The organism is Scytonema sp. UIC 10036 (assembly GCF_009725235.1).
This window is the reverse complement of the sequence record NZ_WJFC01000292.1, coordinates 1-12,760: the sequence shown is the minus strand read 5'-3', so window position 1 is coordinate 12,760 and position 12,760 is coordinate 1. Positions and strand designations below refer to the sequence as shown.

The 12,760-nt window shown below is 42.0% G+C and carries 6 protein-coding genes; 5 read left to right on the top strand and 1 reads right to left on the bottom strand.

The annotated features are described in order from the left end of the window. The first annotated feature begins 256 nt into the window (after window positions 1-256). Window positions 257-1,783 carry a DNA polymerase III subunit gamma/tau gene (gene dnaX, locus F7734_RS57220; RefSeq protein WP_155753041.1) on the top strand — a complete coding sequence of 509 codons (1,527 nt, stop codon included), beginning with the start codon at window positions 257-259 and terminating at the stop codon, window positions 1,781-1,783. A 2,383-nt stretch (window positions 1,784-4,166) separates the two neighbouring features. Then, the gene (locus tag F7734_RS57215) at window positions 4,167-4,370 is read left to right on the top strand and encodes a hypothetical protein (protein WP_155753040.1); all 204 of its coding nucleotides are present in this window, start codon (window positions 4,167-4,169) and stop codon (window positions 4,368-4,370) included. 216 nt (window positions 4,371-4,586) lie between these two features. Here the strand turns inward: F7734_RS57215 and F7734_RS57210 are convergent, their stop codons facing one another. Next, window positions 4,587-5,012 carry a hypothetical protein gene (locus F7734_RS57210; RefSeq protein WP_155753039.1) on the bottom strand — a complete coding sequence of 142 codons (426 nt, stop codon included), beginning with the start codon at window positions 5,010-5,012 and terminating at the stop codon, window positions 4,587-4,589. 2,119 nt (window positions 5,013-7,131) lie between these two features. Here F7734_RS57210 and F7734_RS57195 point away from each other — a divergent pair. From F7734_RS57195 to F7734_RS57185, 3 genes are all read left to right on the top strand, one after another. Then, the gene (locus F7734_RS57195) at window positions 7,132-7,326 is read left to right on the top strand and encodes a hypothetical protein (protein WP_155753036.1); all 195 of its coding nucleotides are present in this window, start codon (window positions 7,132-7,134) and stop codon (window positions 7,324-7,326) included. Between the two features lie 370 nt (window positions 7,327-7,696). After that, the gene (locus tag F7734_RS57190) at window positions 7,697-8,389 is read left to right on the top strand and encodes a hypothetical protein (protein ID WP_155753035.1); all 693 of its coding nucleotides are present in this window, start codon (window positions 7,697-7,699) and stop codon (window positions 8,387-8,389) included. Between the two features lie 391 nt (window positions 8,390-8,780). Then, entirely contained in the window at window positions 8,781-12,578 is a 3,798-nt protein-coding gene (locus tag F7734_RS57185) for a tetratricopeptide repeat protein (RefSeq protein ID WP_155753034.1), read from the top strand. Window positions 12,579-12,760 lie beyond the last annotated feature (182 nt).

Sequence of the window (12,760 nt, the reverse complement as noted above, 5' to 3'; positions counted from 1 at the left end):
GTGGTTATCTGATGAACAACATTTACAGGTTTTTCTTTTCAATTTCACAGCAATATGGTATAAGTGTACTATTATAAGTCAAACTTTTGTGCACTAATTTGAGTTTATACATTTAAAATGTTGTGACGGCTTTACGAACCAACCTCAATTGAGAGTGCGGTAATACAGTAAGGCTGTAAATAAATTTGTCCATCCCAAACTAAGATTGGGTTTTACTCGTCTTAATTAACAAACAAGGCATAGACATTGCAAATCCATGTCCTACGAACCGCTGCACCATAAGTATCGCCCAAAGAGTTTTGCTGAATTGGTAGGGCAAGAAGCGATCGCCACCACCCTGACCAACGCCATTCGTGCAGCTAAAATTGCCCCTGCTTATTTGTTTACCGGACCTAGAGGGACTGGGAAAACTTCCAGCGCCCGGATTTTAGCAAAATCTCTCAATTGTCTCAAAAGTGACAAACCCACAGCCGAACCTTGTGGGGTCTGCGATACTTGTCAAGGAATTACCAAAGGGTACTCTTTGGACGTAATCGAAATCGACGCCGCTAGCAACACTGGTGTCGAAAATGTCAGAGATATGATAGAAAAGGCACAATTCGCTCCAGTTCAGTGCCGTTATAAAGTTTACGTTGTAGATGAATGTTTAACTGGAGATTCTTTAGTTCTAACTAATGAGGGTCATGTTAGAATTGATGACCCCAACATTAAAGGCAAGCAGGTTCTAAGTTACAACGAATCATCAGGAAACTGGGAATTTAAGAAAGTTCTCAGGTGGTTAGATCGGGGTGAACGCCAAACGTTAGTTATAAAAACAACAAATCGTGAAATTAGATGTACTGACAATCACTTAATTAGGACTGACCAAGGATGGATAGCAGCAATAGACATAAAAGAAGGAATGAAGATACTGTCCCCTGTGAATGTGGATGCAGTACTCTCATTGACAAATTTTACTTTAGAAACGGTCGAATATGTTCGCCTCGCTGGGGTTGAGCGCGTCTATGACATAGAAGTGGCGGATAACCACAACTTCGTAGCTAATGGATTGTCCGTCCATAACTGTCATATGCTCAGTACCCAGGCGTTTAATGCGCTACTTAAAACACTAGAAGAACCACCGAAACACGTTGTCTTTGTCCTCGCAACAACCGATCCACAACGGGTACTACCAACAATCATTTCCCGGTGTCAACGGTTTGACTTTCGGAGAATCAATTTAGAGGCGATGGAGAAGCATTTGAACCATATCGCCTATCAAGAAAAAATTAATATTTCTCCAGAATCTGTCACTCTAATAGCTCAAATTTCCCAAGGAGGGCTTCGGGACGCAGAAAGTCTTTTAGACCAGTTAAGCTTATTAACTGGTGAAATCACCCCCGAACGAGTTTGGGATTTGGTCGGTTCGGTGAGCGAATGGGATTTGCTATATTTGCTGAATGCGATCGCATCCAACAACCCCGAAGCCGTTCTAGATTATACACGTAAAATTTTAGATCGAGGTCGAGAACCTTTAATTATTCTCCAAAACCTTGCTGCATTTTACCGAGATTTACTGATTGCCAAAACAGCACCAAATCGCGACGATCTAGTAACTTGTACCCTTCAAACTTGGCAAGCACTGATTGATTTTGCCCAAGAATTTGAGATAGGAACAATTTTGGCAGGACAGCAACTCTTGCGAACCACTGAAGTACAACTAAAAAACACTACCCAACCACGTTTGTGGTTAGAGGTAACATTACTAGGACTGTTACCCTCGCAAATCTTGAACCAACAATAGCTCAACAAAAAGGTAGAGGTATACACCCGCTCCAGAAATACACCCCACCCCTTCATCTCCCCCCATCTCCCATCTCCCCCATCTCCCATCTCCCTCCATCTCCATCTCCCCTCCCCATCTCCCCATCTCCCTCCCCATCTCCCATCTCCCCTCCCTCCATCTCCCCTCCCCCTCCCTTTCCTAGAACCCAAGCAGTAGGAGAACAGGTTGATCTCTAATCAAATTTGGCAGCAAGTTCTTGCGAATCTTCAACAATTTCAAAACGAGAATATTGCGTCAAATGTGCATCTCATTGAATTTGATGAAACTTTGGCAGTGTTGCCATTAAACAGCATGGTATCAGAAAATACAAGGAGATAAGAAAATAGCAGCAGCATTTAAGTAACTTTTAACACAGATGTTCAGTTAACTTAGAAATAGCAACTCCTCAACTTTAATCTTCAAACTTCCTCTTCTTCAAAAGAGCAAACTGCATCCCCTCCCCTGTCAGTCAAGCACTACCCCCCACTTCTCCATCTCCCGCACCACCAAACCTTTTGTACCAGATGCCCACCTCCCAAGCAATTCAACCAAATAAAACCCGACTCCAAAAACGGAATCGGTGACAAATGCTAAAACAGCACAAAAACCTCCACTCAAGCCCCAAATCACCCCCAGTTCCTACAACAAATGGGAAACTGACGAAGGACAATTGCTGCTCACGCTTAGCGCAATTTTTGTGGAGAATTTTAGATTGAAGATGATACTGAATCCGCGATTCTGGCACTGTATTCATTGGATATGAATCAGAAATGATGATGATTTTAGGATTGGTTGGTGTTATGGTTATGTTGTGGTTAGTGGTTAGTGGTTAGTGGTTGTGTTGGTGGTTAGTGGTTGGGGTTGCAACTAACTACTAACTACTAACAACCAACACTACCACTAACTCTTCCCTTATCGTACCGTTTACCCATTTCAAAACGCTTTGGCCGTACTGACATGCGGGCAGTGGCATACTCATGACACTATCCAATGGAAATATACAGTGTGCCGCGTAGGTCTCAGCATAGTAGAAGAGTTGTAGAAAATTTTAAATCCTTGTCTTTACGTATGCGCTTAAACCACGAAATCCCTGTTATTGACATCGTTACTGTTAAGGCAGTTACAGACTTAAAATTGTTGATGACGTACTATTGCCATCAATATATTGGTACTGCTGCTGTAGGTAATATGTTAGTTATCATATACACAGTAAATCCCAGGTTTACGTGTTCCCATACGTTCTGAGAATAGATCCCAGTAATCCAAATACCGTTGGTATCCACCTTCTGCCACGATTGCGCTGATGCCAAAGTGCGACCGATTTGTGACACTTCTTCTTCTACCGTTGGTTAAAAACACATTCAATATCCAGTCATCAAGATGCAAGCGAAACGTCAAATCTAAATCATCGTGATTGTTCTCATTCCAACCACCACAACGCAGTAGGTTTTCGCCTTACAAATTGACCGTTTCGCGCAGTTCGCCAATACCACCTGTAGCAATCTTTGCTGTGCATGTGAGCATCAAGTGCATTTCTGCTGCTTACCTTTTGTCCAGAATTCTCTGTGCATTGGCAATACTTTCTGACCTGTAGGCACTAAATTTTCTTTTCAAATAAAGTATGACGCGCACCAGTAAGTCTGACGACACTTGGGCATCCGCATCAAACACCGCCACAATTTCTCCTTAGTCAGAGTAACCTGATTTAATGCTCCTGATTTACTCACCTGCATCTGGTTCTCGCCGCAGAACCTTAAGTTGGTCTACTCTTGAGCTAAAGCTGCCAGTACGTCAGGTGTTTTGTCAGTACTGTTATCGCATAATCCAACTTCGTAAGTTCTTCGGGTTCTAAACTAACAGTTTTTGACTAATCGGTCTATGACCGCTTCTTCATTTTAGCTGCTACTAAAACAGATACTACGGCCATCCCCTGCATTTCTTGGGTAACTTTTTGTCTTGGGATTACTACCACTAGCATTCAATCCTAGTGGTTTTGCAACCAAAAAACGTTTGGAAGAAATGAAAGGGGATTGGCTGTAGTATCTGTTTTAGTAGCAGCTAAAATGAAGAAGCGTCATAGACCGATTAATCAAAAACCTGTTAGTTTAGAATACCAGAAGAACGTACGAAGTTTGATTATGACGATAACAGTACTGACAAACACCTGACGTACTGGCAGCTTTAGCTCAAGAGTAGACACTTAAGGTTCTGCGGCGAGAACCAGATGCAGGTGAGGTAAATCAGGAGCATTAAATCAGTTTTACCTCTGACTAAGGGAGAATTGTGCGGTGTTTGATGCGGATGCCCAAGTGTCGTCAGACTTACTGGTGCGCGTCATACCTTTATTTGAAAAAGAAAATTAGTGCGTAAGTCAGAAAAGTTATTGCCAATGCCAAGAGAATTCTGGACAAAAGGTCAAGCAGCAGAAATGGCACTTGATGCTCACATGCAACAGCAAAGAATGCTACAGGTGTATTGGCGAACTGCGCGGAAACGGTCAATTTGTAAGCGAGAACCCTACTGCGTTGTGGTGGTTGGAATGAGGAAACAATCCCCGATGATTTAGATTTGACTTTCCTTGCATCTTGATGACTGGGATATTGAAGTGTTTTTAACCAACGGTAGAAGAAGAAGGTGTCACAAATGCGGTCGCACTTTGCATCAGCGCAATCGGTGGCAGAAGGTGGATACCAACGGTGATTACTGGGATCTCATTCTCAGAACCGTATGGGAACACGTAAAACTGGGATTTACTGTGATATGATAACTACAGTACATATTACTACAGCAGCAGTACCAATATATTATGGCAATAGTACGTCATCGACACCAATTTTAAGTCCTGTAACTGGCTTAACAGAACGATGTCAATAACAGGGATTTCGTGGTTTAAGGCGCATACGTAAAGACAAGGAATTAAAATTTCTACAACTCTTCTACTATGCTTGAGACCTACGCGGCACACTGTATATTTATTGGATAGTGTCATGAGTGTGCCACTGCCGCATGTCAGTACGGCCAAAGCGTTTGAAATGGGTGAAAACGGTACATCAAGGGAAGAGTTAGTGTTAGTGTTGGTGTTAGTAGTTAGTAGTTGTTGCAACACAACCACTAACACAACACCAACACTAACCACTACCACTCCACCAACCATAACCACTAACCACCACCAATTCCTAAAACTCATCATCATTTTCTGATTCATCATCCATGAATACAGTGCCAGAATCGGTGATTCGTATCATCTGTCAATCTAATAACTTCTCCATCAAAAATTGCGCTAAGCGTTGACAGCAATTGCTCCTTCGTCAGTTTCCCAATTTGTTGTAGAACTGGGGGTGATTTGGGGCTTGAGTGGAGGTTTTTTGTGCTGTTTTAGCATTTGTCACCGATTCGTTTTTGGAGTCGGTTTTTTTGTGAATTCTTGGGGAGGTGCGCATCTGGTACAAAAGTTTGCGTGGTGCGGGGAGATGGAAAGTGGGGGGTATGCTTGACTGACAGGAGGAGGAGGGGATGCAGTTTGCTTTTTGAAGAAGAGGAAGTTTGATGGGTAGAAGTTGAGGAAGTTGCTATTTCTAAGTTAACTGAACATCTGTGTTAAAATTACTTAAATGCTGCTGCTATTTTCTCTCATCTCCTTGTATTTCTGATACCATGCTGTTTAATGCAACAGTGCCAAAGTTCATCAAATTCAATGAGATGCACATTTGACGCAATATCTCTCTCTGAAATTGGTGAAGATTCGCAAGAACTTGCTGCCAAATTTGATTGAATCGAACCTGTCTCTTCTACTGCCTGGGGTTCTAGAAGAGGAGGGGGAGGGGGAGATGGAGGGAGGGGAGATGGGAGATGGGGGAGGGGGAATGGGGAGATGGGGAGGGAGAATGGAGATGAGGAGAGGGGAGATGGGGGAGATGGAGATGGGGGAGATGAAGGGGTGTGTATTTCTGGCAGCGGGTATATCCTCTACCGTTTTGTTGAGCTATTTGTTGAGTCCAAGATTGCGAGGGTAACAGTCCTAGTATGTTACCTCTAACACAAACGTGGTTGGGTAGTGTTTTTTAGTTGTACTTCAGTGGTTCGCAAGAGTTGCTGTCCTGCCAAATTGTTCCTATCTCAAATTCTTGGCAAAATCAATCAGTGCTTGCCAAGTTTGAAGGTACAGTTACTAGATCGTCGCGATTTGTGCTGTTTTGGCAATCAGTAAATCTCGTAAAATGCAGCAAGGTTTTGGAGAATAATTAAGGTTCTCGACTCGATCTAAATTTACGTGTTAATCTAGAACGGCTTCGGGGTGTTGGATGCGATCGCATTCAGCAAATATAGCAAATCCATTCGCTCACGAACGACCAAATCCCAAACTCGTTCGGGGGTGATTTACCAGTTAATAAGCTTAACTGGCTAAGACTTTCTGCGTCCGAAGCCTCCTTGGAATTTGAGCTATTAGAGTGACAGATCTGAGAAATATAATTTTTTCTTGATAGGCGATATGGTTCAAATGCTTCCCATCGCCTCTAATTGATTCTCGAAAGTCAAACGTTGACACCGGAATGATTGTTTGTAGTACCGTTGTGATCGTTGTTGCGAGACAAAGACAACGTGTTTCGGTGGTTCTTCTAGTGTTTTAAGTAGCGCATTAAACGCCTGGTACTGAGCATATGAGTTATGGCGGACAATCATAGCTACGAATTGTGGTTATCCGCCACTTCTATGTATAGACGCGCTAACCCCAGCGAGGCGAACATATTCGACCGTTTCTAAAGTAAAATTGTCAATGAGAGAGACTGCATCACATTCCAGGGGACATATCTTCATTCCTTCTTTTATGTCTATTGCTGCTATCATCCTTGGTCACCTAATTATGATTGTCAGTCATCTAATTTCACGATTTGTTTGTTTTTAAAACGTTTGGCGTTCACCCGATCTAACCTGAAACTTTCTAATTCCAGTTTCCTGATGATTCGTTGTACTTGAACTGCTTGCCTTTACTGTTGGGCTATCAATTCTAACATGACCCTCATTATTAGAACTAAGAATCTCCAGTTAAACATTCAATCTACAACGTAACTTATAACGCACTGACTGAGCGAATTGTGCCTTTTCTATCATATCTCTGACATTTTCGACACCAGTGTTGCTAGCGGCGTCGATTTCGATTACGTCAAAGTACCTTTGGTAATTCCTTGACAAGTATCGCAGACCCACAAGGTTCGGCTGTGGGTTGTCATTTTGAGACAATTGAGAGATTTTGCTAAAATCCGGCGCTGGAAGTTTTCCAGTCCCTCTAGGTCCGTAAACAAATAAGCAGGGGCAATTTAGCTGCACGAATGGCGTTGGTCAGGGTGGTGCGATCGCTTTTGCCCTACCAATCAGCAAAACTTTTGGCGATACTTATGGTGCAGCGGTTCGTAGGACATGGATTTGCAATTCTGCCTTGTTTGTTAATTAAGACGAGTAAAACCCATCTTAGTTTGGATGGCAAATTTATTTACAGCCTTACTGTATTACGCACTCTCAATTGAGGTTTCGTAAAGCCGTCACAACATTTAAATGTATAAACTCAAATTATGCAAAAAGTTTGACTTATAATAGTACACTTATACCATATTGCTGTGAATTGAAAAAAAAACCTGTAATGTTGTTCATCAGATAACCACTTACATTTCCCTACCCTACCCTACCCTACCCTACCCTCCCCTACCCCTACCCCTACCCCTACCCCTACCCCTACCCTAGTTGGCAAATGGGCATTGAGTAATGGAGAGTGGTTATTAAATGAATATCGTTATTAAACGAGTCAGCATCTATGTGTTCAGCTTGTAAACGCGTAGCTGCTTTCTCCATACATCGCTACAATCTTAGGGTAACCACCAACACTTATGGGTGCGGGAGATGTTCAATCGGCTAGTTCAGTTCTTCAAAAAAATATTTCAACGCTTATTTGGCGGGAGACACACACCAGCCGAAGTAGAGACTCATGCTCAACAACAGCCACCTCCACCCCTAACAGATACAGACTTGGAATTTCTCTTTACTCAGCTACTTGAAGGTGTCCATCAAGCACGAGGGCAAGCTTGGGCGCAGAAATGGCTGCATAATATTGAACACCGTGTTCCAACTGAACGTTGGGTGGAGTGGTTACAACGCTTTGGTGAGAAACTGCTAGCATCACCTTCACCTAACAACGAATTAGCTTCCCGAATGGTACAACTAGGCGAGTTAGAAGTTGGAACCGTTGGAGATGTTGCTTATGAGATTGGCATGAATTTGTTAAGGCGCAACTCCGGCGAGCCAATATGGGAATATGATGGTCTCGATGCTGTTAGCCAAAATTTTTCAGAATCGACTCAAACCTTAAGGGAACATGAGGTAGTTTCTGAGGCTGGAGAAAATTTACCTGAAGGTGAATATCAAGCTGTGACAATAGACCAACTGCTAGAAATGTTACAACAAGATGAAAATCTCCGTCAACAAATTGCCCAGCAATTAGGAACTCAAACAGACGATCCAGAGATGATTATCCAAGAATTGTTAAATCAATTTCAGGCGTCCTCTCAATCTAATACAAATCAAGCAGAAGCGTAATTTCATACCAAACCTCCTGACAACAACCGATGCAGTATCTGACAAAGAGCAACACCAGGATCGTAAAAAACAACACATTTGTTGCTTTCTTAACAAGAATTATGTCCAAAATGACATAATATTGTATGCTCGTGGTAGGGCTTTAACAACGAAGGATTGAACTGCTAGCATAGGTCGGCAAAACTCAGAAGGTAGAGGGCAGAAGGCGCAAAAGCTTGTAAGACAAGTTTTTCCGGATTTTTCAAGGGTAGTCTATTTACGTCATGCCATACTAGTACTGGTTAGTATGCAAAAAAACGCTAAAAATTTATGGAAGTTCAACAATTTTTTACTTAACTGAGAACTCTTTTAACACTGCGTTTGTAATGATTAACATCCAAGAGTCCCCGAAATGCTCAAGTGGCTAATAAGATGGTTTAACAAAATTTTCAAATATCCCTTTGGTAAGAAGCAGACTCGTTCTACTCAACCAACGGGGGAAAAGACAGTACTGCAACCGCTACCCGAACTCACTGACGCGGATTTGGAATTTTTGTTTACCCAGCTCTTAGAAGGTGTCTATCAAGCAAGAGGACAGCTATGGGCAATCAAGTATCTCCAGAGGATGGAAAATCGGATTTCTCTTGAACGCTGGATAGATTGGTTGTTGGATTTTGGAGAGCGGCTTTTAACCTCGGCTGCACCAAACAATCAGCTAGCAGAACGGATGGTGCAACTCGGAGAACTTGGGATTGGCACAATTGGAGAGCTTTCCTATGATATCGGAATACGGGTATTAACACGTAATTTAGGAAATCCGTACTGGAATACGGACAGACAAGATACCGAAACTACGATCGCCACAGCTCGTTTGACTCCCATAGAAGAATTTGTCAAGAATTCGCAAGAAGAACATTTAGATAATAATTCTACGCAACACGCGGAAACAAGAACACCCCTAGATACATCAAATTTTACACCGCAAAAACCAACAAGCAATGCCAACGATCTAGTGTGGGAGTTCACAAAACCGAATACAAAAATTACACCCACCAATTATCAAACGACACCGAATGGAGGGGAACAGGTATGGTTGGAGCAAAACCAACAAACAACTTCAATGGAGCAATCGGAAGATGAGCCATTGCAGTCAACTGTAGCAGTGACACTGGATGAGTTGTTGGTAAGGTTAGAGCAAAGTACGAATTTAGTACAGCAACTGGCTAGCGATTTGGGAATTCAGTCCACTGAACCATCAGCTAATACAAATTTACTAAACGAACAATTGTATTTGACTGAGGAAAGGGCACAAGCATTGTTTTACGAGGGACTGACCGCAGCAAAGGCTGGTAATCTATCGGAAGCCATTATATATTACAACAAGGCGATTGAAATTAACCCAACCTCCCATGAATATTGGTTTAACAGGGGGTTGACACTTTTTTACCTAAAGTATTTTACTGAAGCACTTGCATCTTACGATCGCGCCATCGCATTGAAACCAGACTTTTACAAATGCTGGTATTACCGAGGCGGAATTTTGGGTGAGACGGGACAATATGAGGACGCGATCGCTAGCTTCGACAAAGCTATAGAAATTAAGTTAGATTATCCAGAAGCTTGGTCGAGTCGAGGTGCTGCATTGCTAAAGTTAGGGTATCAAACAGAAGCCGTTGCCAGTTTCGACCAAGCCCTAGTGTTGCAACCAGAAGACCAGGAAAATTGGTATTATCGAGGAATTGCACTCGCTTACGGGGAACGAAGAAATGATGCGATCGCTTCTTACGATAGAGCGCTAGAAATTCAACCAGATTTTTATGAAGCTTGGTACAACAGGGGTATAGAACTGTCTAATTTAGAGCGCTATGAAGATGCAGTTGCCAGTTTAGAGCAAGCAACTGATATTCAACCAGATTTTTCCGATGCATGGTATGCCTTAGGGAGTGCATTGGAAAAATTAGGGGAAAAAGAACAAGCAATTGTATCTTATAACCGAGCCACAGAACTGAAACCAGATGCCTATGAAGTTTGGATTGACAAAGGAGTTGTCCTAGCAAGTATGGGACACTGGGATGAAGCCATTTCATCTTGGGAACAAGCCTTAGAAATTCAACCCGACTTTTACTTAGCTTGGTTTAACTGTGCTGTCGCTTTGGAAAACTTGGAACGCCGTGAAGATGCCATAGCATCCTATGATAAAGCTGTAGAAATCAACCCCAGCTTTTATCTGGCTTGGTATAACCGCGCTGTCGCACTATTTTATACAGGGAAATTTGAAGAAGCGATCGCCTCTTACGATCGCGCTTTAGAAATTAAGATTGATTATTGGGAAGCTTGGATTGGTCGTGGTGCAGCTGCGGGAGGTGCAGTTCAGAATGACTCTCGCACAATTCCAACTAACATAGCAGCAGCAAATCCTTCTTTGTACACGCGTGGATATGAAGGGAAATTAGCAAGCTATCAAGAAGGGCTGAAATATGTTTTGCAATCCACCCACGCCGAAGGTTGGGGTAGACTGCATTTAGCACTGGGGAATGCTCATTATGAGAAAGGGCGGAGAGATACAGTACCCCGTTCTTATTGGCAACAAGCTATTATTGAATACGATCGCGCCTTAAAAACCTTAACAGCAGATGATTTTCCTCAATTGCATTTAGAGGTTGTGCAAAACATAGTCAAAACATACATAGCACTAGAACAACCGTCTGAGGCAGAAGAATTTAATCAATACGCTATAGCATTACTACAAGGATATTTAAATGAACCAAGCCGTTCTGATGAAAGTAAAAAACAGCTAGGTCTTAGAAATATAGGTTTTTGGCAATTAGCAATTGATATAGCTATACAGTTTGGTGAGATTGCACAATCTTTAGAACTTGCTGAATACCACAAAAATGCTTGCATAACTTGGCTGATTTCTGGATGGAAAGAGGAAATTGTTTCGCCTAGCTATCGTTCGATTCACGACCTTCTCAACCCAACAACTGCTATTATTTACTGGCATATTAGCCCTTGTACCCTACGAACTTTTATCATTAAATATAAATCCCCAGAACCAATACCCGTTTTTACACCCGTACTGAATGTAGAGGCGACTGAAGAAATGCCTTTACCCGAAGCAATAAACCGTTTAGTTGAGTTTGAGGATTGGTTGGAAGATTGGAATCGCCACGAGCATGAATATCGCAATCCAAATCCCGATACACAAAATGAAAGCCATCACTCTTGGCTAGCAGCTATGGAACAGAGATTGTTCAAGCTAAAAAGTATCCTAAATATCTCTGCTGTGATTAATGAGTTGGAAGATATTACCCATCTTATTCTTATTCCCCATCGGGACTTACACAGATTTCCCCTTCACGCTCTTTTTCAGCTTTCTTCTCCTTTAGAAAAGTTCCAACAGCCAACACAATCGAATTTTACGCTGACATATTTGCCTAGCGTGCAAGTAGGATTGTCTTTGAAATCGCAACCTCTATGGCGAGTACAAAGTCTACCAATTTTAAGTGTGGAAAATCCAGATAGCGCAAATCCTACAGCCCTTGCATTTGCTAAACTTGAATCGGAAGCGATCGAGCGGATGTTTCATCGCAGTAAATGCATTCAAGGTTTGCAAGCAACTAAAAAACAAGTAGAAAAAGCTTTGACTGGTGATTACAATGTATTTCATTTTACTGGATATGTGACTGATAATTTCAATCAGCCTCAAGAGTCAGAATTATTTTTAGCAGGTGAAGACAGGTTAACAATAGAAGAAATTTGTCAAAAGAATATTGCAAAATATAATTTGTTGACCCTTTCTACTTGTGAAATAGTAATGGCTGGTAATTCAATGATTACCACTGAGTATGTAGGTTTAGTCAACACTTTGTTAAACCAAGGAGTTGATTACGTAGTCAGCACTCTTTGGACTGTAGAATCATCAGCTACTGCTTTAGTGATGATAGAGTTTTATCGAAGACTCATAAGCGACATACCAGTCGCAACGGCATTGTTAGAAGCAACAGAATGGCTTAGGAATGTGACAGCCGGAGAACTGAAAAAGTGGTATGAAGAAACACTGAATACATTGGATCGGGAAGGAACTACGATTAGAGCTAATTTAGCAACTGAGTTATATAGAAGCAGTAAATTGCCACCTGATAGCAAGCTTTACGAGCACCCTTTCTACTGGGCTGCATTTACAATATCAGGTAAATTTTGTTCTTGATTGCGTGAGTTTGATTTACCCCACCCTAACCCTCCCCTTGTAAAGGGGAGGGAACTAAATTTCCTATTTCCCCCTTAATAAGGGGGGATTAAGGGGGGTAAATCCAGGGAACTAAATTTCCTATTTCCCCCTTAATAAGGGGGGATTAAGGGGGGTAAATCCAGGGAACTAAATTTCCTATT

Coding starts and splice junctions, on each gene's coding strand:
- dnaX (WP_155753041.1), top strand. CDS start 257: ATGTCCTACGAACCGCTGCACCATAAGTATCGCCCAAAGAGTTTTGCT.
- F7734_RS57210 (WP_155753039.1), bottom strand. CDS start 5,012: ATGATGAATCAGAAAATGATGATGAGTTTTAGGAATTGGTGGTGGTTA.
- F7734_RS57195 (WP_155753036.1), top strand. CDS start 7,132: ATGGCGTTGGTCAGGGTGGTGCGATCGCTTTTGCCCTACCAATCAGCA.
- F7734_RS57190 (WP_155753035.1), top strand. CDS start 7,697: ATGTTCAATCGGCTAGTTCAGTTCTTCAAAAAAATATTTCAACGCTTA.
- F7734_RS57185 (WP_155753034.1), top strand. CDS start 8,781: ATGCTCAAGTGGCTAATAAGATGGTTTAACAAAATTTTCAAATATCCC.